The organism is Paenibacillus sp. FSL R5-0749, assembly GCF_038595085.1.
Taxonomy (GTDB): Bacteria; Bacillota; Bacilli; order Paenibacillales; family Paenibacillaceae; genus Paenibacillus.
This window is the reverse complement of record NZ_CP152005.1, coordinates 6,126,557-6,149,726: the sequence shown is the minus strand read 5'-3', so window position 1 is coordinate 6,149,726 and position 23,170 is coordinate 6,126,557. Positions and strand designations below refer to the sequence as shown.

Annotated in this window: 20 protein-coding genes; 10 read left to right on the top strand and 10 right to left on the bottom strand. The window is 47.2% G+C overall.

What is annotated here, in order from left to right; all coding sequences use genetic code 11:
- The 4 genes from MKY85_RS27520 to MKY85_RS27505 all read right to left on the bottom strand — a co-directional run bounded on the left by MKY85_RS27520 (position 1) and on the right by MKY85_RS27505 (position 3,353).
- Complete coding sequence (locus tag MKY85_RS27520; protein ID WP_278297870.1) at positions 1 to 273, bottom strand: MoaD/ThiS family protein; 273 nt, start codon at positions 271 to 273, stop codon at positions 1 to 3.
- Entirely contained in the window at positions 270 to 1,160 is an 891-nt protein-coding gene (locus MKY85_RS27515) for a formylglycine-generating enzyme family protein (protein WP_278297871.1), read from the bottom strand. The genes MKY85_RS27520 and MKY85_RS27515 overlap by 4 nt, the downstream gene beginning before the upstream one ends.
- On the bottom strand, positions 1,135 to 1,650 hold the full coding sequence (locus MKY85_RS27510; protein ID WP_342571246.1) for a hypothetical protein: 516 nt from the start codon (positions 1,648 to 1,650) through the stop codon (positions 1,135 to 1,137). Before MKY85_RS27510 ends, MKY85_RS27515 begins: the two co-directional genes overlap by 26 nt.
- Positions 1,651 to 2,153: 503 nt before the next feature.
- Positions 2,154 to 3,353 carry a methyltransferase domain-containing protein gene (locus tag MKY85_RS27505; RefSeq protein WP_342571245.1) on the bottom strand — a complete coding sequence of 400 codons (1,200 nt, stop codon included), beginning with the start codon at positions 3,351 to 3,353 and terminating at the stop codon, positions 2,154 to 2,156.
- A 260-nt stretch (positions 3,354 to 3,613) separates the two neighbouring features.
- Between MKY85_RS27505 and MKY85_RS27500 the strand changes: the two genes are divergently transcribed.
- Together MKY85_RS27500 and MKY85_RS27495 are read left to right on the top strand one after the other, a co-directional pair.
- Positions 3,614 to 4,114 carry a GNAT family N-acetyltransferase gene (locus MKY85_RS27500; protein ID WP_342571244.1) on the top strand — a complete coding sequence of 167 codons (501 nt, stop codon included), beginning with the start codon at positions 3,614 to 3,616 and terminating at the stop codon, positions 4,112 to 4,114.
- 27 nt (positions 4,115 to 4,141) lie between these two features.
- On the top strand, positions 4,142 to 4,930 hold the full coding sequence (locus MKY85_RS27495) for an SDR family oxidoreductase (RefSeq protein ID WP_342571243.1): 789 nt from the start codon (positions 4,142 to 4,144) through the stop codon (positions 4,928 to 4,930).
- 177 nt (positions 4,931 to 5,107) lie between these two features.
- Here the strand turns inward: MKY85_RS27495 and MKY85_RS27490 are convergent, their stop codons facing one another.
- From MKY85_RS27490 to MKY85_RS27480, 3 genes are all read right to left on the bottom strand, one after another.
- Entirely contained in the window at positions 5,108 to 6,016 is a 909-nt protein-coding gene (locus tag MKY85_RS27490; protein ID WP_342571242.1) for a hypothetical protein, read from the bottom strand.
- Positions 6,017 to 6,231: 215 nt separating this feature from the next.
- The gene (locus MKY85_RS27485) at positions 6,232 to 6,780 is read right to left on the bottom strand and encodes a GNAT family protein (protein ID WP_253441402.1); all 549 of its coding nucleotides are present in this window, start codon (positions 6,778 to 6,780) and stop codon (positions 6,232 to 6,234) included.
- Between the two features lie 215 nt (positions 6,781 to 6,995).
- The gene (locus tag MKY85_RS27480; protein ID WP_244988428.1) at positions 6,996 to 7,238 is read right to left on the bottom strand and encodes a DUF2164 domain-containing protein; all 243 of its coding nucleotides are present in this window, start codon (positions 7,236 to 7,238) and stop codon (positions 6,996 to 6,998) included.
- 208 nt (positions 7,239 to 7,446) lie between these two features.
- Here MKY85_RS27480 and MKY85_RS27475 point away from each other — a divergent pair, with 208 nt between their 5' ends.
- The gene (locus tag MKY85_RS27475) at positions 7,447 to 9,180 is read left to right on the top strand and encodes a glutamine--tRNA ligase/YqeY domain fusion protein (protein WP_342573490.1); all 1,734 of its coding nucleotides are present in this window, start codon (positions 7,447 to 7,449) and stop codon (positions 9,178 to 9,180) included.
- Between the two features lie 886 nt (positions 9,181 to 10,066).
- On the opposite strand, the gene MKY85_RS27470 is transcribed toward MKY85_RS27475, so the two are convergent.
- Entirely contained in the window at positions 10,067 to 11,260 is a 1,194-nt protein-coding gene (locus MKY85_RS27470) for an MFS transporter (protein WP_342571241.1), read from the bottom strand.
- A gap of 162 nt (positions 11,261 to 11,422) precedes the next feature.
- Here MKY85_RS27470 and MKY85_RS27465 point away from each other — a divergent pair, with 162 nt between their 5' ends.
- Positions 11,423 to 12,052, top strand: a complete 630-nt coding sequence (locus MKY85_RS27465; RefSeq protein ID WP_342571240.1) for a molybdenum cofactor guanylyltransferase — start codon at positions 11,423 to 11,425, stop codon at positions 12,050 to 12,052.
- Here MKY85_RS27465 and MKY85_RS27460 read toward each other — a convergent pair.
- Positions 12,022 to 12,993: an AraC family transcriptional regulator gene (locus tag MKY85_RS27460; protein ID WP_339257730.1), complete on the bottom strand. Its 972-nt coding sequence runs from the start codon at positions 12,991 to 12,993 to the stop codon at positions 12,022 to 12,024. The two genes, MKY85_RS27465 and MKY85_RS27460, sit on opposite strands and share 31 nt — an antisense overlap.
- Positions 12,994 to 13,241: 248 nt before the next feature.
- Here MKY85_RS27460 and MKY85_RS27455 point away from each other — a divergent pair, with 248 nt between their 5' ends.
- The 6 genes from MKY85_RS27455 (at position 13,242) to MKY85_RS27430 (ending at position 21,475) form a co-directional block, all read left to right on the top strand.
- Positions 13,242 to 15,245: a beta-galactosidase gene (locus MKY85_RS27455; RefSeq protein WP_342571239.1), complete on the top strand. Its 2,004-nt coding sequence runs from the start codon at positions 13,242 to 13,244 to the stop codon at positions 15,243 to 15,245.
- 97 nt (positions 15,246 to 15,342) lie between these two features.
- Positions 15,343 to 17,133, top strand: coding sequence for a sensor histidine kinase (locus tag MKY85_RS27450; RefSeq protein ID WP_342571238.1), 1,791 nt, complete (start codon positions 15,343 to 15,345; stop codon positions 17,131 to 17,133).
- Positions 17,130 to 18,239 carry a response regulator gene (locus MKY85_RS27445; RefSeq protein WP_339257728.1) on the top strand — a complete coding sequence of 370 codons (1,110 nt, stop codon included), beginning with the start codon at positions 17,130 to 17,132 and terminating at the stop codon, positions 18,237 to 18,239. The genes MKY85_RS27450 and MKY85_RS27445 overlap by 4 nt, the downstream gene beginning before the upstream one ends.
- Positions 18,240 to 18,386: 147 nt before the next feature.
- Positions 18,387 to 19,667 (top strand): extracellular solute-binding protein, encoded by a 1,281-nt coding sequence (locus MKY85_RS27440; protein ID WP_339238285.1) that lies wholly within the window; start codon positions 18,387 to 18,389, stop codon positions 19,665 to 19,667.
- Between the two features lie 99 nt (positions 19,668 to 19,766).
- Positions 19,767 to 20,651, top strand: coding sequence for a sugar ABC transporter permease (locus tag MKY85_RS27435; RefSeq protein WP_124116573.1), 885 nt, complete (start codon positions 19,767 to 19,769; stop codon positions 20,649 to 20,651).
- Positions 20,648 to 21,475, top strand: a complete 828-nt coding sequence (locus tag MKY85_RS27430) for a carbohydrate ABC transporter permease (RefSeq protein WP_062836914.1) — start codon at positions 20,648 to 20,650, stop codon at positions 21,473 to 21,475. Before MKY85_RS27435 ends, MKY85_RS27430 begins: the two co-directional genes overlap by 4 nt.
- Positions 21,476 to 21,560: 85 nt before the next feature.
- On the opposite strand, the gene MKY85_RS27425 is transcribed toward MKY85_RS27430, so the two are convergent.
- Positions 21,561 to 23,054: a PLP-dependent aminotransferase family protein gene (locus MKY85_RS27425; protein WP_342571237.1), complete on the bottom strand. Its 1,494-nt coding sequence runs from the start codon at positions 23,052 to 23,054 to the stop codon at positions 21,561 to 21,563.
- Between the last annotated feature and the right edge of the window lie 116 nt (positions 23,055 to 23,170).

Genomic DNA, 23,170 nt, shown 5'->3' with positions numbered 1-23,170 from the left:
TTAACCACCAGCAAACTGTAAAATGATATTTAATTCATCATCTTGCTTAAACTGAATTACTTTGTAATCTTCAAATTTAATTAAATTATCGTTTAAAACAAACAATACATTTCTTTTAGTAGTGCCATTTGATTCCCATAACTTTTCCTTTAATGCTGGAAAGCTAGATGCCAAATAATTTTTGAGTTCTGCCAAATCAGTTACTTCTACTTGTATTTCTTGTTGATTTCTAGCTAAAGATGTTAAGAATTGGGGCAAGATTACTGTAATCATTGAATTTGTCCTCCTTCATGTTTAACTAACCTAAAACCAAGATCATAAGCATGAAATGATGCAGGTTCATGATGCCTGAAATTATTTCTGCACATATCTATGAACGAATGAAAACTTCCTCCTCGGCAGACTCTGTTTTCTCCATCATTTATATTTACGGGGTTATGAGAGGCAGTTTTTGAATAATAATTAGAGTTATAAGTGTCCAAACACCATTCCCATACATTACCGTTAATATCATATAAGCCATAATTGTTCTGCTTCTTTTGTCCGATTACGTGCAATTTACCTCCAGAATTATCACTAAACCATGCGTAATCAATTAGAGAATGTTCGTCAATTGGATAGTGATGATTTTTCCCTCCTTTTGCTGCATACTCCCACTCTGCTTCGGTTGGTAGATCAGTATTACACCAAATTGCAAACATAAAACTGTCGTACCAAGTTATACTAGTTGCAGGATAATTTTGTGGGGCGCTTTGATAATCAGGATCAAACTCTTTATACAAACTAGTTGAAACTGGAATTGACATTATTTTATAGGGTGAGAGGTATACCTCATGTAAAGGCTCTTCTCCACAATATAAGTATTTAGCCTCTTTGTGATTCCCCATATTAAATGTGCCCCCAGGTAATTCAATCATCCATCTAGCTATCAACTCTTTATAGCGTTTTTCATTATCCTTATAAAATCTTGTATATAGAATTTCTTCTTTAATGTGTAAAGGTATGTCACTAAGCAATTGGTAAGCTTCATAAAGAACATGATTATTTGTTACTACTGGTTTTCCAAATCGATTAACAGAGAAGATTGTTTTAAGGAATTGGACAAGCTCATCTTCATTATAAGATTTACTCATCTCAGTAAAATGTATAGCTTGCTTCATTTTGATCCTCCAGTTCTGCCAACTCAATTTTAATTTCTTTTACTTGTTTATCAGGGCTTACTTCAAAAACTCTAATTTGGGGATATTCTAATGTCCGTAAAGAGATTAGAAGATGCCAAACACTCGATGAGGGATGTAGATCGACATCTACCCTTGCTAATATAGCGGGGTGTCGTTGATGACTGTGGAATACCCCCACTTTGAACAACTTATTCTGTCGAATATACTTTTCAATCTTAATAGTTTCTTCTGGAGAAGTTAAAAATCCGGCATCATCATGGTCTTTGTAGTAATTTCCATAGGATGAGAAATAGTCTAAGAAAGAACCTCGTACATCTTCTTGCATAATTATGTACTCAGAAGGTCCACCATCTGGCTCTGTTGATAAAAAGTAGCCATATGCTTTTTTAGGAAATTGTTTTTTAACATCTCTTATAAAATTCAATAACAGCTGTTTCTCAAACTTAATTCTCCGATGATTTTCGGTCATTAAAGGAGCGCACCACCTTTACTTATAAATTTAGGAATAAATATTTACGAATTTACGTAGGTTTTACAAATTCGCTATTATTTCCATTATTATACATTCGCGTTCAGAAAAACTTCTATGTGATTGTATATATCTTACGATTTTTAAAAATGGTATTATGATTATTTGATGTTAATACATGGATCTTTTACTCGGGTTTTACATTCAAATTCTGCTTAAACCAATGAATATCTATTAAAAGGTAAGTATTACGTGATTACAGGATTACAATGCTTTAGAAACACACTATGTATTCATAGAAAGGTTTCCACGATATTTATTTCAGCATAAAAATCACGGAAGACACCGCGGGAAAACTCAAAAAAACTCCACTATTTTCATCATGGTGGAGTCTTTTTTTATACATAAGAAGGAGACGTACTTTGAAGCGTTTTGTGAGAGAGAACACATTGTCCTAATGTAAATCTATTTATTTCATTTGTACGCTCTTGGTGTTTCGATGTTCACCGCAAAGGCACTGCCAGCAACGTGTGCAACAGCTCATTATGCTGCACATGCTTGGTGACGTACCCCTGTTGCTCCAGCCATCCGCATAGCTCACCCAGCAGAGGGAAGTGACGGTCACGCAAGGCGCGCAACTGTTCTTCGTGTCCGGATAATTCAGCTTCACGGACATACGCCTCGCGGTGAGCAGCATCGACAAACATCAGATCCGTTAGACCGATACGTCCGCGCGAGGTTAGAACTCGCTGCATCTCCTGTAAGGCCAGTAGTTGCTGATCTGGACTCAGATGATGGAAGGCGAAGCTGGATACGACAAAGTCGAAGGAATGATCGGTAAAAGGCAGCGCCAGGAAATTACCAAGCTTCACATGCATGTCAGGATATTTGGTACGGCATCTGCGCAGCATCTCCCGGGACTGGTCGATTGCAGTCATGTCTGCGCCGCAACGTAGTAGTTTTCCTGCGAGATTACCCGTGCCTGTACCGATATCGAGTCCTTTCTCGCCTGGGGCGGGCGAGATCCATTGAGCTGTCTGTTCCAGTCCCTCATCATAGTTGTGATACAGGTAAAAGGAAGACTGCACCGTATCATTTGAATCACTCGATGTGGACTCATCTGTATTATGATATGGATGTGAAATCTCATGCTGATCGTTTATAGGCGAGACGTTGTCTGAACGATGCCTGTCCTCTGAAAAGGATTGCCTCGCACTGTCCCTGTGTCCACCCTGCACTCGCTGATCATGGACGGCTGCTTGTGTGTCATAATTCCACCGATCATGCCAGTTCTGCCGTGCTTCACGCAGACGCCGCGCACTGTCCGCAAGATCGTGCAGATGGCTGACATCCAGCGGTCCGTCCTGGCGATTCAGATCAATCATACGCTGGGTTGTATCCATCATACGTTTCAGTTCAATCCATTGGGCATACATGACGGCCTGTTGCAGCTCCAGATATTCTTCCAGCCGCTGCTGATTCCCCTGATCGATCTCTCCGAGCGCGTGTGTAATATCCTGCAGGGACATGCCAATCTCACGCAGCGCAGCAATGGTTTGAAGCCGCCAAATATCATTTTCTGTGTAGGTGCGATACCCGTTAGTGGTCTGTTTGGCGGGTAGAATTAATCCTTTTTCCTCATAAAAACGAATGGCTCTCGCCGATATCCCGAGCCTGCTTGCTGCCTCTTTGATATTCATCATGCGTCCCCTCCTTATCGAACCAGTATAAACCATGACGTTACGGCAAGGTTAAACGTTTATTTCATTTCATTATGCGAAAAGGTTCAAACCCGGTTGGAATTTTAGTCAACGTTGAGGCTATGCTACAATATATAGAACAAAGCCAGTTAGACAGTGTCGCTAACGAATCATGGTTTCCTAACTTCTAACTCATCACTCGCTTAACTTCCGGCGTTGTAACGTACAGCGTTGTCGACTATAGCACGAAAGGTTGAATCATTATGCTTACCAGCCATACATTTACGATTCGTCCATCCGAGATTAAAGATGCAGCACAGCTCATGGAGTTGGACACCCTGGTATGGGACAAATACACCTCTCCTGCACCGATGCAATGGCGCTCCAGACAGCAATACCTGCAGTATTGTCCGCCAGGCAGCCAATTGATTGCGGTGCAGGGAGAGCGGGTATGTGGTTATGTGGGCTTTCAGCCAGCGACAGGTATGCCCGTCAACCGTCACGTTTACGAGATTCATATTGCAGTTCATCCTCATGATCGGCGTTGTGGTATCGCTACTGCTTTGATGGATGCTATCAAGCAGCATGCGGCCCAACAAGGCGTTCGTAAGCTCAGGCTGCGTGTACTCTCCAGCAATCCGGGAGCGATTACGTTTTATACCCAGTGTGGATTTGTGACGGAAGGCAGGTTGGTGTCCGAGTTTTATATCGGCGGCAAGGATGTGGACGACATTCTTATGGGTTATTTTATCCAAACCAAATAGAAACGTAGCTGAGGAGGAGGAACAACGATGGACATGGGACTTCAAGGTAAAAAAGCACTGGTGCTGGCTTCCAGCCGCGGGCTGGGCAAAGCGGTAGCCGCTCAATTGGCAGCAGAAGGTGCTGACGTCATGCTCGCCAGCCGGAGCGAAGAAAAGCTCGCAGCCGTGAAGCAGGAGCTTCTGGCGCTTGGTGGTGGTGGACGTGTGGAATATCATGCAACCGATGTGACACGTAAGGAAGATATTGAGGCGCTGATTCACAAGACAGCAGAGCTGTTCGGGCAGATTGATATTCTGGTGAACAATTCGGGTGGGCCACCCTCGGGTTCATTTGAGTCACTGACGGATGAAGATTGGGAGCGTGCATTTGAATTAAATGTACTCAGTTATGTAAGGCTGATTCGCGGTGCTCTTCCTTATATGAAAGAAAGCGGAGGACACATTGTGAATATCGCTTCAACTTCCGTGAAGCAACCCATTCCGGGTCTGGTGCTGTCCAACACGTTCCGTACCGGCGTTTTTGGATTGGCAAAGACGTTATCCCAAGAGCTGGCTCCATACGGAATTTTAATCAACACGGTGGCGCCAGGGCGTATTGCCACAGACCGCATTCGTGAGCTGGACGCTGCACGGGCAGAGCAGAACGGAGTCAGTGAGGATGAAGTATCGGAACAGTTCCGCAAGGAGATTCCACTCGGCCGTTATGGTCAACCAGAGGAGTTTGCCAAAGCGGTGGTATTCCTGTTATCCGGGGCCAATACGTACATCACCGGAACCTCATTGATCGTGGATGGTGGTATGGTCCGAGCCCTCTAAGGGAGAAGTTTGATCAACAGATTTAAAGTGATATGGAAACGGATTGCGATATCCAAACAAAGCCCTTCCTTGATGTCCACTTGTTGTGGAGTAGGAGGGGCTTTATCTTGATTCATGCATTAAACCGGGTGTATAAACAAGCCTGTGCTTGCCTAGCGTTCTGGGCCTAATCCTTTGTTAAGATAAGTCTTTGCTGCTGTCGTTAGTTGACTTGTCGACTTTGCTGGAATCCGGAATCGGCACTGTCTTGGCCTCGCCGTCTGGTTTTGCTCCATGATCATGGATGTGACCTGCTGGACCTTCTGGCTGTTTACCATTGACGAGGTCAGTAACTCGTTGAGTAATGTCTGCCTCGCGCTCATCGAATTGGCTTTGTGTGATCTTGCCGTCGGTTAACTGTTGTTGCAGTTCTGCTTTCTGGGCAGTAACGAGTGTATCAATAACCGTCTGCACGTCCATATTCTTGGTGACGGCAATCTCGGCAATAGTGCTGCCTGCTTCACGGGCTTCCTTCAGTTCTTCCGTTGTAACCCCGAGGATGGAGGTCAGTTCCTTGGTATAACGTTCTGCTCCTGGTCCACCAAATCCACCCCGACCACGCCCACCTGCTCCAACGTCCTTCTTATTACCATTTACCAGGTCAGTCACACGTTGTGTAATTGTAGCTGCACGCTCATCGTATTGGGTTTGTGTGATTTTGCCATCGGTCAACTGCTGCTGGAGTTCTGTTTTCTCCGCTGCGACCAGTTGATCAATGACGGTCTGTACATCTACATTTTGGGTTGCTGCAATCTGGGCAATGGTGCTGCCTGACCTGCGCGCTTCTTTCAGCTCATCGGCAGACACGCCAAGCACGGAGGTAAGTTCGTCCGAATAGCGCTCCAGCCCGGGCCCCAAACCTCTAACCCCGTCTTCTGGTTTTATTTGATGTGAATTTATTGTAGGAGCGTTGTCCGTCTGGCCTGAAGGGTTTGCTGCCGGATCTGCATTAGCTACTGAATGTGCAAACATGCCTCCACCGAGTGCAATCGTCATAGCCATTGCGCTGGTAACCACTACTGTTCTTGATGTTTTGGCTCTCTTCATCCTGGATCATCCTTCTTTCTTCTGTAGGTTGGTATGGGTGTTCACCCACAACGTTATATTAGAGAGCAAGAATGAAGGGAGGCTGAGAGGAACCTTAATTGTCAGTAAAAAATGGATCAATAACCAAGAATGCCCCTCACCCGTGTTTAAAATGTACACAGGAAAGGGGCATATGGTTGGTCTTAGTTAGATTTTAACTCAATTATGTAAACAAATTAGCGTAAAAGTTCCCATTCATGCTGAAGCATGCCGTATACCGCATGGTTCACGTAACCTTTAGGCAGCTTCTCTGCCTGACGAATGACACCTTCGAGAACGAATCCGAGTCTTTCCGGGATGGCGCGGCTGCGTTTGTTGTTCGTTGCCGAGCGAATCTCGACGCGATTCAGATCCAGTGTGACCAGTGCGTAATCAACCAGAACGCGACAAGCGCTTGTCATCAAGCCCTGACCCTCAAAACCTTTCCCAAGCCAATATCCGATGCTCACCGAGCGGTTGGTCCAGTTAATCTCGTGGAATCCGATGATGCCGGCAAGATCACCTTTTAACCACACACCGGCGGTGAAGCCGCCATTTTCAGCACCTTGTTTTAATGCATTAGTAATGAAGTTCGAGGTGTGTTCCACTTCTGTCACATGATCAACCCACGGTAACCAATGTCTCAGTTGATCCCGTGAACGATCCGTGAGTTCGAACAGCGGTTTGGTGTGTTCCATGGCCAGCGGCCGGAGTTCGGTATATTCATCCAATGAATAGGTAAACATGAATGCAACCTTCTTTCTTTATATAGTGTTGTTCAAAAAAATCCACTTTTGATTACGAATTATGCCTAGCGGCATTATCAGCATCGAATATGAAATTCAGCCGAAATGTCCGTTGCTCACGTAGCTCTATCTACGCTCCGCTACTCCATTTCTAGCTTCATTCCATCTTCTCGGTACTGAAAACCAGATTTTTTTGAACACGTGTTTGTAGTGAATTAACGGGAAGTCTTGGGTAACTTTTGTTCCAGTGCAAACAGGTCTTCTTCCATCGATGCCATGCGTTGATTGACCGTTGTGCGCGCGTCACGGAGTGCCTGATTATATATGTAGGGAGCGAGCTGTGTCATGAACAGGTCGAGGACACCCCAAGCGGCCAGATCACCCAGTTCTTCGCCACGTTCCTCTTCGAAATACGACTGGATGGTACGAATGGCTTCATCCTGCTGTTCTTTGGTCAGTTTAAGCGAATTTGATGTGATGGGAAACCCTCCCTTTAATTTTATTTTACTATCATGCTACATGATTCGAGCGAACCCGTCAAAATGGTTTTGGGCCTATTTATGCACGGCTGTACCTGACTTTGGTGCCTTCTTTATTGAACTCCTCCCCCGTTAAAGGTATATTTAAATGAAACGCGTTGCAATTACTGAAAGTTCCAATCAATTCATGAAAGGTTTGATACCTGTGGACAATCGTACAACCCCACCTAACTTTATCAAAAATATTATTACCGAAGATCTCCGGTCAGGGAAAGTCCAGGAAGTTATTACCCGTTTTCCTCCGGAACCGAACGGTTATCTGCATATCGGCCATGCCAAGGCGATCTGGATTAACTTTACGCTGGGCGGCGAATTTGGCGGCAAAACGAACTTGCGCTTTGATGACACGAACCCGGTCAAGGAAGATGTAGAGTACGTTCAATCGATTCAGGAAGATGTGAAATGGCTCGGATACGAGTGGAACGAGAAACGTTTTGCCTCGGATTATTTTGATGAGATGTACAACCGTGCGGTCTTGTTAATTAAAAAAGGTAAAGCCTATATCGACGACCAAAGCGCCGACGAAATTCGTCAAATGCGCGGAACGCTGACAAAGCCGGGCAAGAACAGCCCGTACCGTGATCGTTCGGTGGAAGAGAATCTCGACCTGTTCACACGTATGCGTGCAGGCGAATTCAAGAACGGAGAGAAAGTGCTGCGTGCCAAGATCGATATGTCTGCACCGAATATCAACCTGCGTGATCCGGTGATTTACCGAATTTCACATGCACATCATCATAACACGGGCGACAAATGGTGCATCTATCCGATGTACGCTTTCGCTCACCCGCTCGAAGATGCCATTGAAGGTGTAACGCACTCCCTCTGTTCCCTGGAGTTCGAGGATCAACGCCCATTCTACGATTGGGTTATTGCGGAATGTGAGATGGAGAGCACGCCGCGTCAATACGAATTTGGCCGCCTGAACCTGTCCCAGATGGTGACCAGCAAGCGGAAGCTGAAACTGCTAGTGGACGAAGGCCATGTGGATGGATGGGATGATCCGCGTATGCCAACGATTTCGGGTCTGCGCCGTCGGGGATATACACCGGAAGCCATTCGTGATTTCGTATTTGAGACAGGCATTTCGAAGAGCCAAGGGGTTATCGATCTGCAAACGCTGGAGCACTTTGTACGTGAAGATCTGAAACTGAAAGCTCCACGCACAATGGCTGTCCTGCACCCGCTCAAAGTGGTTATTACCAACTACCCGGAAGGGCAAGTGGAATGGCTTGAAGCAGAGAACAATGTGGAGAACCCGGAGATGGGTAATCGCCAAATTCCGTTCTCTCGTGAGATTTATATTGAACAAGACGATTTCATGGAAAATCCACCGAACAAATACTTCCGTTTGTTCCCTGGCAACGAAGTTCGTCTGAAACATGCATACTTTATCAAATGTAACGATGTAATCAAGGATGCAGAAGGCAATGTGACTGAGATTCATTGTACCTATGATGTGGAGACGAAGAGCGGTAGTGGCTTCACTGGCCGTAAAGTTAAAGGTACAATCCACTGGGTAGAAGCGACTCAAGCGGTACCTGCTGAATTCCGTCTGTATGAGCCATTGATTCTGGATGAAGCACCAGAAGCTGAGGTTGAAGTGGCTGTAGCTGGGGCTGAAACGGAGGTTGTGGAAGAGCAACCGGAGAAAACGTTCCTGGATCAACTGAACCCGAACTCTCTTGAGGTTGTTCACGGGTATGTGGAACAAGAGATGAAGGAAGCGAACGCTCAGGACAAGTTCCAATTCTTCCGTCACGGTTATTTCAGCGTAGATCCGAAACATTCCGAGCCAGGTCGTCCGGTATTTAACCGGGTTGTATCCCTGAAAAGCTCATTCCAACTGCCGAAGGCATAAGCTCGATGAATCAGCTTAAGCTCTGTTCATCGGAGTGCTGGCAAGCAGACAAATGATATGTTAAAGCAAGGGCATCCTTTGTCATGATCATGGCGAAGGATGCCCTTTTGTTTTTCAACATATAGTTAGGTTAGTTTTAGACCGAGTATATAATATGGCATGAACATGAACATGTGCTGAAGTGGTGGATGTGCGTGTGAGGCAAGAATCTAACGAACCGAGGACATGCTATTTAAGTGTATTTCGGCATTCCAGCAACGTAACGAATCGTAGACACCTTATTTCCTCATTTATCCTGTCTTTTCGAGATTTTTAGTGTCTTTTATGCGATATAACGTGACTGAGATTCCTTAGCTTTAGCATTAGGTGAAATTACTACAAATAAGGAGTCTAAGGTTCGTTAACATTAGAAGCAGGGCTGTGTTGAGAGTATAAATGAAGCACTGGATGAGGGGGAGTTATGAGAACCGGGATAAAGCTCGGGATAAGTTATATTGCCTGTTGTAAAGTTAGTTTGAGATACAGGGAGGACTGGATCAGAGTACAAACTAGGAACTACTAATGTATCTTGCCACTATTAAGTTGTAATGGGTACAGTTCAGTCTGGAACTGTACAAGGTGAAGGGCATTAAGTCGAGAGCGCCCCTTTCTCTGTTCTTCTTTACTACTACTATCCATAATCTTTTGTTTGAATGTTTGAACGTTAATTTGCACGATAACGGAGAGGACAGAAGAAAGCTGGAGAAGCGGAGTGTTCGCCTTTATCCCTGGATTTTACCCTTTGAAAAGGGGATCAAAAAAATCCGGGGATAACAGCGATCGAAAGATTCTTCTGTCATCGTAGTGCTCTTGTGTAAATCAATCTTTCAATTTTTCTAACAAAAGATTATCTCTCCTCATCCATATTGCCCATCTCCGTCAACACAACCGGCTGATAGCCGTTACGGCGGTTTGACAACCACATGATGCTGAATCCAACAGCACCGATGAGCGAGAAGAATACGCCAATACTGTACATGACTTCCGCCCCGAAGTTCTGGAACAGCCAGCCGCCGAACAGACCCGCAATAACCCCTGAGAGACCGCCCCAGGCCATCGTATAGACCGCTTGACCGGAGGAACGATAGGGTCTTGGAATAAACAGCATGGTCAGTTGTGTGCCTACATAGAAGTACCCGCCGAACGTGATGGAATGCATCAGCTGAATGAATACAATCTCCATCGGGTTGCTGGCTAGTGCCATAAGCTGCCAGCGCAGTGCAAACAGCAGACTGATCAGGATGAGAGAGGCCAGAAGCATGCTCATTTTGCGTTTGAGCAAGCGGTCGAGCAGCAGGAATACACCGACTTCGAGAATGGATGAGGTGAAGATGGCCCAGCCGACCATCTGTTTGTCGCCACCCATCTCTACAATATATAAGGACATAAATGTACTGTTCATGGCATTGGGTACCGAGACCAGTACACCAAGACCGATAAATGTCATAAAATACGGATTGAACATGACTTTGCCAAACCGCCGAAAAGTCACCACGGGTGTATCGGAAGCAATAGGCTGTCTGGGCAGGAACACGGATAACACGAAGGCGACAGTAATCATGCACGCAAAGATAATGGATACACTGCCGATACCAAAACGGTCGATGAGCGGTCCGGCTGCAACGGCAGTCAGTGCCCAACCCAGTGAACCCCAGAGCCGGAATGATCCAAACTTCTGGGTTGTGCCATCGATATATCCGAGAATCAGGCTATTGGTTTGAGCGAATAATGGGCTTTGAAAAAAATAAAAAAAGATCATGGCTACATAGATCCATGTATAACTGGGCGCATAGAATACACCTTGGGCGAGCACAAAAGTGCCTCCCATCATAATCATCAGAATGATGCGAATATTGCGGGATTTATCGCTCCAGAAACCCCAGAACGGGTTGGCGAACAAGGAGACAAAAGGTCCAATCGCCATCAGACTGCCAATCTCCAGTTTGGTCATGCCAATCTCTTGCAGATATAACTGCAGGAATCCGGCAAAGATAGAGATGGCGCCATATATGAAAAAGTTATATAGTTTCAGAGATCCCAATGAGGGATTACCTTTTGAAGGTATAGGTCTGTCCAATTAAGCCATTCCTTTCAAATGCATATTGTTCAATGTATCATTTGTTGAAAGGGGATTCAATCTATAGAAAATGTTGATCCATTGATATAACAAGCTCATATCGTTACCAGGAGGGAACAAGCCATCATGAACTCAAGGGAATGGACAGGCATCATATTGGCAGGAGGTTTATCCAGCCGCATGGGAACCAACAAGGCCATGCTGCAACTGAACGGTTCTGCTGTACTGCAACATGTCACAAAGGCCATGAGACCCGCAGTATCGCGTATCATCGTGGCTGCCGGACCCCATGTGACAACCTACAGTGCAATGGACTACGACTGCGTTCAGGATCACTATCCGGGGAAGGGGCCACTCGCCGGTCTTCACGCGGCGCTGGAAGCTTCCGATACAGACTGGAATCTGGTATGCGCTTGCGACATGCCGCTCCTGCAAACGTCTTTTTTCGATGGAATAAAAAAGCTGGTCGAATCGCATAACTCATATTCTGCTATCGTTCCACGCGTGGATGGGCATGTCCACCCTCTTGCAGGGGCCTACCACAAGCGAGTGCTCCCTGATCTGGAGCAGCGTCTGAACCAGGATCATCTTCGAGTCATGCGATGGCTTGAAGAGATCGGTTGCCGCTATGTGGAAGTGGAAGAGCTTGAGAGCGCAGGTGTCCATCAAGTAGCGATGCAAATGAGTAATATGAACACGCCGGAAGAGTATGAGCGTATACGCAATCAAGATTCCGGACTTGCTTCAGATCTATAGGATACAGGATCACCTGATTCATCTGCATGATGGTTGCGGTATTGCAGCGGGCTCTGGCCTGTCCAACGTTTGAATTGTCTGCTGAAATGGGACAGATGGGTGTAGCCGAGCTTCCACGCAATTTCCCCGAGCGACAGCTCAGGCTGTTCGATCAGTACCTTGGCCTCCTGCAATTTCAAGCTGGACAGGTAAGCCCTGGGTGATCGCCCGTACACCTTGCGAAAGACCTGTAGACCATATCCCGGGCTGATGCCAAACGAGGATATAATCTGCTCTACTTTGACCGTGGATACACTGCTTTCCTTGGTTCGAAGCTGGGCATGGAATGCCTGCTTGATTGCCTCCGCTATAGCTCCCGCATAATGCATGGCTGTTGGAGCTGGTGCATGTGAAGCAGCAACGGAAGTTGTGGATTCCGGTTCATTGTCAGCGGCCTGGGACAACAGGGCGAACAGTTCAAACATGCGTGCCTGCATGATCATTTTGTCCGTGGATGTGTAGGCTTCGGATACATTAATCATGCTCATCCAACTCTCCAGCACAACGCGCATCTTCCGATTAACGGCCGTACCTGCTGCGTAGATTTGGCTATGCTGTGACATTAGCTTCAGGGTAAAGACCGGATCATCCACATTAAAGTGAGCGCTAAAATAAGTCATGCCTTCCGTCGATACACATTGATTCGTATGTTTGAACCCGGGAGGAATGAGAAGAATGGAACCTTCCTCCACGGTATAGGTATAACCGTGAATCACACTCTCCTGAGTACCTTGGATAATCAACATAATCTCAAAACCCGGATGTGATTCCTCCGGCATCGCCCATCCATGGGGTACTTGTTGGCTGTGCGCACCATAGAATTTGATGTTGGAGTCGATAATAGGCAGCCAGTGGGCCAGCGTATGGTGAGGCATTTCTCGGAGCTGTGATCGGATATCCATAACATTCACCTCGGAAAAGGGTAAAAACAACTCGCCTTATACAATCGGCACCCTTAGTATACTTCATTATAATCAGTTTAACGCGAGCATGGATAATCCGTGGAACATATCAGCGTTTGAAGAGGTTACTGAACAATCCAAGTTCTTCAACCGATAATAATGTAAACGCTACCATTAAGGCTTGGAATATGTCAACTCTTGCACACGTCAAGATCATTATATTTTCCACTTAAAAAGGAGATTAAATCATGGACAAATTATTATATGGTGTGGCCTACTATGATGAATATATGCCTTATGAAAGATTGGACAAGGACATTCAGATGATGAAGGATGCCGGGATCAACGTGGTCCGCATTGCAGAATCAACCTGGAGTACTCATGAACCGCAGAATGGCGTATTTGACTTCTCTTCGGTAGACCGTGTGCTGGACGCCATGCATGAAGCGGGGATTCAGGTCATCGTAGGAACACCAACGTATGCTGTTCCAACGTGGATGGTTAAGGAACATCCGGACGTGCTGGCTACTACCTCACAGGGACCTGGTAAATATGGTGCAAGACAGATCATGGATATTACACATCCAACCTATCTATTCTATGCCGAGCGGATCATCCGCAAGCTGATCTCTCGGGTAAGCACACATCCAGCGGTCATCGGTTATCAGACGGATAACGAGACGAAACATTACAATACGGCCGGAGATAATGTACAATTGCAATTCGTCAAATATATGCGGAACAAGTTCAGCTCTCTGGATGAGCTTAACAAGGAATTTGGCCTCGATTACTGGAGTAATCGGATCAATAGCTGGGAAGACTTCCCGTCTGTTGTAGGAACGATTAACGGTAGTCTGGGTGCTGAGTTTGCCAAGTTCCAGCGGCAGCTGGTAACCAACTTTTTGGCTTGGCAAGTGGGGATCGTGAATGAATACAAACAGGAAGGACAGTTTGTTACCCAGAACTTTGATTTCGATTGGCGTGGATATTCCTACGGCATTCAAGGGGATGTGGATCATTTTGCCGCATCGAAACCTTTTGACATCACCAGTGTGGATATCTACCATCCTTCCCAGGATGATCTGACAGGCATTGAGATTTCATTCGGCGGGGATGTGGCTCGTTCCACCAAACAATCCAATTATCTGGTACTGGAGACCGAAGCGCAGGCATTCTGGCATTGGGTTCCCTATCCGGGACAACTTCGGTTGCAGGCATTCAGTCATCTGGCATCCGGAGCGAACATGGTCGCCTACTGGCACTGGCATTCGTTGCATAATTCGTTCGAGACGTATTGGAAAGGATTGCTCAGTCATGACTTTGAACCGAATCCGGTGTACAACGAAGCGAAGACCATTGGCAGGGATTTTGCCCGTCTGAGTCCAAAGCTCGTTAATCTGAAGAAAAAGAATCGGGTGGCTGTGCTGTTCAGCAATGAGGCGCTGACATCAATCAAGTGGTTTGGGTTTAACTTCACCAGTGACAAGAATTATAATGATGTGGTTCGCTGGATGTACGATGAATTATATAAAATGAATATTGGCTGTGACCTGATCGACCCGTCTGTTGAGAATTATGCGGCGTATGACGTGCTCGTTGTACCTGCTCTGTATGCTGCATCGGATGCGTTGCTGGAAAAATTGAATCAATTCGTACAGGATGGCGGACATATCGTCTACTCGTTCAAGAGCGGCTTTGCAAATGAGCATATCAAGGTACGCTCTAGCCGCCAGCCTGGCCTGATCAGTGAGGCATGCGGAATCAGCTATAACCTTTTTGTAGAGCCAAAACATGTTTCGCTGCGGGATGATCCATTTGGGGTTGGTGAAGAGCAGAATCAGATCCACACCTGGATGGAATTAATTACACCGACAACGGCTGAAGTACTCGCTTGGTATGATCATCCACATTGGGGTGAATATGCGGCAATTACCCAGAATGTCTATGGAAAAGGCAAAGCAACCTATGTCGGCTGTTACACCAGTTCTGCGGTGATCCGTAAGGTACTGGAGCGTGTCATGAAGGAAGCGGGTGTATGGAGAGCTGAGCAGGAACTGGCTTTTCCAATCATTGTGAAGACAGGTGTGAACGATCAGGGAAGTACGATTCGCTACTATTTCAATTATGCGGATGAGGCAACATCCTTCGTGAATGCCTATGGGGAAGGGACCGAACTTCTGGAAGGAATTCCGATTGCTGCGGGAGAGAAGATCGAACTGAAACCATGGGGCGTACGGATTATCGAACAATAATAGGAAATAATAATTACCAAAATGAATATCAAGACCAAAGCGCCCTCGGCTTCCATGCTGGGGCGTTTGTCTATTTTAGCTCAGGAGTGGATGTGCTGTGTTTACTGAATGTTATCGGAAGCTGACAGATCCTTTCAAACGCAGCATTCGTAATAAATTGATTCTTACCATGACGCTGCTGGCTGTTCTACCCGTCATTGCCATGACCGCTATGGCAGCTGAGAATACCCGCTCTTCCATGGAAGAGGAGATTATGGAGACCAACCGTGCCAATATGAACTGGGCCTCCATCTATCTGGGTGAACAGTTCGCTCGCATGAACAATATTATCTATTCCATTCAGATCAGTGACGAACTGCATCAATATCTGGCGCTGAACCAGGAAGCACCGGCAGCCAGCCGATTCGACGAACAGAAGGCCATGTTCAATATGCTGAACAGTGTATACTATTCTGCCGGCAATTATGTATTTGGCGTTGAGCTGTATCTGAAGGAACTGGACACCTTGTTCACCTTCAACTCCATGGATTCTCGCATCAAAACGGTATCGGAAATCCCAGAAGGGTATCATGAGCTTTTTGCACAACATAAAGATTTTACAATTATCAATGATCCGGACGATCCGCAAAAGTTTCACATGACTCGCAGCATGAATCGCTTCGAGGATCAGGCACAGATCGGCGCCATCAGTCTGGAGGTCAAGTGGGCTGAGTTCAATCAGACCCTCGAGCTGCTGAATAGCAGGGGGGCTTATGCAGTATACATCGCCGACAGTGCGGGCAACCCGGTCTATCAGCCGAATCAAAACATCCAGCCGTCCGCTGAAGCATTGGCACAATTGGCAGGCGCCAAAGAAAGTTCCGGTTTCATCCGTACAGCCAAGGAATACGTATTCTATCATTCCATTGACCCGTCAGGACTGCGTGTGATCAAGATTGTACCTGCCCATGTGATTAACGAGAGTGCCTTGGAAACGATGAAATACGGACTGGTTGTAGGTGGCCTGGCAACCGTCATTTCTGTGGGAATAGCTGCGCTCGTGGCCTGGCGTACCTCGAAGCCCATTGTCAGACTGGCCAATTCCATGAAGGGTATTCAGTTGATTAAGGACAGAGAAGTGGTACGAAGCGGCCGGGTGGATGAAATTGGTCTGTTGGAGAAAAATCTGCATGGCATGTCAAGCCGTATACGGGAACACATTCGGGACAACTACCTGATGAATCTGGAGAAGCAGACGGCGGAGCTCAAAGCTCTGCAATCCCAGATCCATCCGCATTTCCTGCAAAATACGTTGCAGATGATTGGCGGCATGGTCTACTCGCAAAAACCGGCAGACAGTTATAAAGTCATTCGAGCCTTGAGCGAAATGTTTCGTTATATTGTGCGAGCGCCGGATGGACTTGTCCCTTTACAGTCTGAACTCGATCAGTTGGAACATTATATGCTCATTCAGAAGCAGCGTTTTGGCGGCAAGCTTGAATACACACTGGAGATTACCGGAGAACTTCGGGCGTGTTATATTCCCAAGTTGTCTTTGCAACCCATTGTGGAGAATGCATTTTTGCATGGTCTGGAGAAGAAACCGGGGGAGTGGAAGCTGGGCATTGAGGTCGTCTGTGAACCTAAAGAGGTAACGATTCGAATTCGTGATAACGGTGTGGGTATGGATGCTGAGAAACTAGCGGAGATGCAGTCCAGGCTGGAGCGACTTACCTGGGAGGCTGATCGGGTATGGAGTTCAGGGACGAGTATTGGACTGGTTAATGCAGCCTCACGAATGGTAATGCATTTTGGACCTGAATACGGGATGAGCATGGAAAGTGAATACGGACAGGGGACGAGTGTTACAGTACGAATTCCCTGCAATACAGGAGGCGAAGCCTTGTGAACAAGGAACTGTACAGAGTACTGCTGGTGGATGATGAACCGTGGAACCGGGATATTTTGCGCAACCTGGGGAATTGGAGTGAACTCGGAATGACGGTTGCAGGTGAAGCAGAGGATGGTGAGCAGGCCATACAACTGGTCAAGCAGCATCAGCCTCACATTATCATTACGGACATGCGCATGCCCGGCACAGACGGTGTGGAGCTGCTACAGACGCTGAGCGGACAGTACCCACAGATCAAGGTGATCGTGGTGAGCGGGTATGATGACTTCAATTATGCCAAACATGCGATCCGCCATCGGGCTGCGGATTATCTGCTCAAACCGGTGAATCCGGATGAACTGAATGGTGTACTAGCCAAATGTGCCAAAGAATTGGAAAAGGTTCAATCTGCGCCGGAATCATGGGAAGCGTATCCGCCTTCCTTTGCTGGTGATTTTTCTTTGTTTCAACAGCAGGCTCGTTTGCGGTTTAATGACCTGAACATTCAAAGTCTGCGGGAATGGTTCCAGCAACTGCAGCAGAAGCTGGAACGCAGCGAGATTAACAGACCCCGGCAGCTTGGACGAGTGGCCTATGAACTACAGGCTTTGCTGGATGAACTCTGTGTCTCCAATGGATTGTACGAGCGGGGCGAAGCAACGGTGTTACCCCCTTCAACAGCGCTGGCTTCCATAGAATCCACAATTGCCTGGATATCCGCCCCATATTACCAGGCTCTCGAGCAACTCATTGCGCAGCGCAAATTCAAGAACAAGCTGAACCTGGAGGAAGTGAAGCAATACATGGAGCAGCACTGTATGGAGATGATTACGCTGGAGCAGCTCGCCCAGATCTTTTTTGTCAGCAAGGAATATCTCAGCAAGGTATTCAAGAAAGAGTATGAGGTGAATGTGACCGATTATGTCGTCCAGTTACGCATGACACGAGCGAAGGAATGGGTGATGGATGATCAGATTCCATTCAAACATATTGCCGAGATGGCGGGGTATGAGGATGTGTCCTACTTCTATCGGGTATTCAAGAAACATTTCGGAGTTTCACCGGGGGAGATGCGCAAGGGACTATCGCGTATGCCAGGCAATTCAAGCAGTGGCACGCAATGAGCCGTTCAAGAAAGCCCTTTGGGCTGGATTAAGGTTTAAAATAATCCAATACACAAGTCTAATTTTGTCCAATGAAGCGCTTTCATTTTCTGATATATAATGAGCCTATGAAAGACAAACCAGTCACACACCGGGAGGTCATAAGAGATGAAAGTATGGAAAAGCGTAGCAAGTGCGGTACTGGTCAGTGTTCTGCTCGCAGGTTGCGGTTCCAATGCAGGAACGGACAATGGGCAGGAAGAATCGGCATCAGGCAGCACGGTGTCCCTCAAAGTATTCGTTGCACAACCTCGGCTGAAAGAACACTACGATAAATATATAGAACAGTTCAAAGCCAAGGAGAAAGCAGAGAAAAACATTGAGGTGAACGTGCAACTGGAGATGCCGCCAGCAGACAATGCACCTCAGATTCTGAAGACACGTCTCGCCTCCAATGATGCACCGGATGTGTTCGCCCTGCATGCAGTCAATGAGATTCCACCGTTCAGCAAAGCGGGTTATCTGGAAGATCTGTCGGATCAACCTTTTGTCGATAAATTACTGGATTCGGTGAAACCTTCCGTAACCAATGCGGAGGGCAAAGTCGTAGCTGTTCCATTGGAAACGTTATCATGGGGCTATCTGTACAACAAGGATATCTTCGAAGAGCAAGGGCTGGAAGTACCAACAACGTTAACAGAAATGAAGGCGGTCGTGGAGAAACTGAAAGCAGCCAACATCACACCGTTTGAACTGTCCTACAAAGAATCCTGGATTCCGCAATTATTCCTGCCGCTCACTGTGGGGGCTTTAACACAGTCGGAGCACAAAGACTTCATCGACAAGATGAATCAGGATCAAGGCTCCTTCTCGGATATGAAAGCGTTGTTCGATGTCTTCGATCTGGTCAATGCGAATGGTACAGAGAAAGCGCTGGAAGTCGGCGGAGATGATGGTTCAGCAGCCTTCGCTTCAGGAAGCGCAGCGATGTGGATTCAGGGACCATGGTTTGCCGAGACGATTCTGAAATCCAACCCGGACCTGAACTTTGGTGTGGCACCGATGCCGATCAATGATAACCCGGATGATACTAAAATCAATCTGAGTACGTCCACTTCACTGGCAGTATCGTCATCCAGCAAGAATAAAGAAGTGGCACTCGATTTCGTGAACTACATTCTCGATGACAAGGATTCAAGTGCCTTCTATGAAGCACTCAAATTCAATCCGGTTGCCAAGATCCATGACTTCAAGAGCTTCCCATGGGTAGACGATGCCCTGAAATATGTGAACGAAGGCAAAGCCTATCAGGACCCTTCTATCCCTCAAGCAGTTAAAGATGAATCAGGCAAAGCGTTACAAGGCTACTACTCCGGGCAATTAAATCAACAGCAGGTTATCGATGCGCTCGACAAAGCGTGGAAATCCTACAACAAAGTCAACAAGTAAGGAGCTGCGAGGCCCAAGCAGATGAAACGGCTGGCAGAACGTTCTTCGTTCCCCCGTTTACAATCGATTATCCGCTTCGAGTGAAAAGGGGGAGAACCTATGGCTACGAATGTGTTCAAGAAGTATCTGTCATTGCTCGCGTTCACTGCGCCTGCCTTTGTCATCTATGCGATTTTCCTGCTGTACCCTACGTTTAGTGGCATGTTCTATAGTCTGACGGATTGGAACGGACTTAATCGGGATTACAGCTTTATCGGTCTGGGCAACTTCGTGGAATTGTTCAAAGAAGATCCGGACTTTCTGAACTCCCTGTGGTTCACGATGAAATATGTAATATTTATGCTCATTCTGCAAAATGGAATTGCCTTGCTGCTCGCCGTGTTGATCGAATCACGGACGCGCAGCAAAGGGCTATTCCGGACCTTGTTCTTCATGCCTAACATGATCAGTACAATCATTAGTGCCTTCATGTGGACATTCATCTTCTCTCAGGTGCTGCCACAGCTCGCACAGAAACTGGCCATTTCATTCTTGGACCAGCAATGGCTGGGAGATCCGAAGTTTTCATTTTACTCCATTCTGATCGTATCGCTCTGGAACGGTGTGGGGTATATGATGATCATCTATCTGGCCGCTCTCCAAGGTGTGCCAAAAAGTCTCAAGGAAGCGGCTGTCATTGATGGCGCCAACGCGTTCCAAGTGCTGCGCAATGTGGTGCTTCCAATGATTACTCATGCTGTGACCATCTGTTTCTTCCTGACGCTGAATGGAGCATTTAAAGTGTTTGAAGTGGTGTATGGACTGACTGGTGGTGGACCGGGCCGTGCTACACAGGTTATCACGATGAATATCTATGAAGAAGCGTTCTCCAATAACTTCAGGTACGGCTATGCGAGTGCAAAATCGGTTGTGCTGTTCATCATCGTTCTCATCTTCACACTCATCCAGATCACCGTCATGAAGAAGAAAGAGGTGGAAGCATGAGGATGCAACGACTGAACAGTTATCTGATTCGACTACTGCTGATTCTGGGTTCTCTCGTGGCCATGCTGCCGATCTACATGGCGGTGGTGAACTCTTTCAAAACACAAGGAGAGATGTTCCAGTCCTTTATCGCGCTGCCGACGACGCTTCACTGGGAGAATTATTCGGACGCATTTAACAAAATCAATCTGTTGGGCAGTTCGATGAACTCGGCGATTGTATCCTTTCTGGGGATCGGAGGAATCGTCTTCTGTGCCTCATTGGCTGGATACAAGCTGTCACGTACCTCTGGTCGACTGAGCAATCTGATCTTCTTCCTGTTTGTGGCATCGATGCTGGTGCCGTTCCATTCGATCATGATTCCGCTGACACGGGTAGCCAAAGGCATGGGTGTACAGGGAAGCACGTACGGATTGGCCTTAATCTATATCGGGCTTGGTGTGAACATGGCCATCTTCCTCTATCACGGGTTTGTCAAGTCCATTCCGCGTGAATTGGAGGAATCGGCTCAGATTGATGGATGTAACGAGTTCCAGACGTTCTTCCAGATTATCTTCCCGCTCTTGCTTCCAATCACAGTCACCATCGCGATTCTGGACTTCCTGTGGATCTGGAATGACTTCTTGTTGCCACTGCTCATGTTGACCGATGTGAATCGATATACGCTGATTCTGTCCACGAACATGTTGTTTGGCGAATATAACAAGGAATGGCCTTTGATTCTGTCATCCTTGGTTCTGACTGCGATCCCGGTTATCCTGATCTATGCGTTCTTCCAGAAGTTCATCATGGAGGGGATTGCAGAGGGTGCTGTAAAAGGTTAAAACACACAAATAGCCTTGATCTGAAGGACATTGTCCTTTTCGGTCAAGGTTATTTTGTTGTGAAATCAGGACCCAGCAATGGAAGTCATGAGCCAGAATCCATGAGCCTGTGTACAGCTTCTGCAAGGCATTGTAGTCCACGCTCCATCTCCTCAGAAGAAGCATAGGCGTAAGACAGCCGAATGTGACTCGCATCCAGTCGGTCATATAGGTAGCCCGGGTGGATAAGCACATCCTGCTCCAGACAGGTATGGAACAATTGGCGGATAGAGAGAGGGGACACAGTGAATTGCAGCCAGATATAAAAGCCGCCAGCGGGTATGTTCCATTCCGCAATTCCATGAAAGTGACGTTGCAACAGATCCAGCATGAAGTCTCTGCGTCTGCGTAACTCAGGGCGAAGGCGTTCCATATGTTCTGCATGATGTCCTTCTGCGAACCACAAGGCAGCGGCTTCTTGCGCGAGTGAGCTGGTACCATAATCGGTCTGCATCTTGATGTCTGCGAGCCGGCGTATGACCGGCTCTGGCCCTACCAGCCATCCGAGGCGTAAGCCGGGACTGACTGCCTTCGACAAGGTTCCCATATGTAGCACCCGTCCTTCCTGGTCACGTGCCTTCAGCGATGGCGGAGGTGGGGTGTCCAGCCACAGATCGCTGTAGGCCGCATCCTCCAGAATGGAGATGCCTAGCGTTCGAGCGGTGGCCATCAGTTTATCCCGGCGGGGATCACTCATCACAGAGCCCGTGGGATTGTGAAAGCTCGGAATCGTATAGAGAAGCGAGATGTGGTCTTGATCTTTTACATGCTGCGCTGCGTCCTCCAGACGTGCAATGTGCAATCCATCGTCATCCATCGGAATTCCGCTCATTTTCAATCCTGCCGATTGAAAGGCGTGAATGGAATAAAGGTACGACGGTTTTTCCAGCAGAACCGCTGATCCGCGAGGGAGCAGTCCAACCGAGATCAAGTGCAGTGCCTGAAGAGACCCGGATACAATCAGTATGGAATCCGGAGAGGCCTGAATGCCCGTTGTCTGCAAATGGACGGATATGGCCTGACGAAGCTCCAGGCTTCCCTGAGGTTCCAGGTAGTTCAGTGTGCGAGAACGTTGGGACAGGGCATACAGAATGTCGTTAAAAGCATCCTGAGGCATCAGCTCCGGGGCAAGCTCCCCTGTACCAAGACGTATGATGCCAGGCCGAAATTCAGCCTGATTAATCTGTTGGATCTCAGGCAGGTTGGGATAGTACCAACCCTCCTCAATGGCTTCATTCCAGTTGGGCATCGCTCTGTGAGCCATGCCATGCCAACCGGAGCCGGAGATATAGGTTCCCCCGCCATGTCTGCCTTCAAGCAGACCCGCGGCAGCCAGATTATCAAGGGCAGTGACCAATGTACTGCGGTTTACCCCCATGGACTCAGCCCATAGTCGCTGTGAGGGAAGACGGTAGCCTGCCGACCATTCACCTGTTGTGATTTTGTGGCGGATATAGGCTTCAATCTGGCGATATAAAGGCAGGTCGAGAGAAGGATTTGGCTTCCACCTCATGTGTAGTCGGGAATCAAAACGTTCCATGACAGGCAGAATCACCTCCGTTTGTCTGTGTAACGAACACTATAACATTTGGTTGGGTCTGATGCCATCCAAGTGGTTGGTTACGTCAGCCATTATCTGTCCTACGATGGAATACA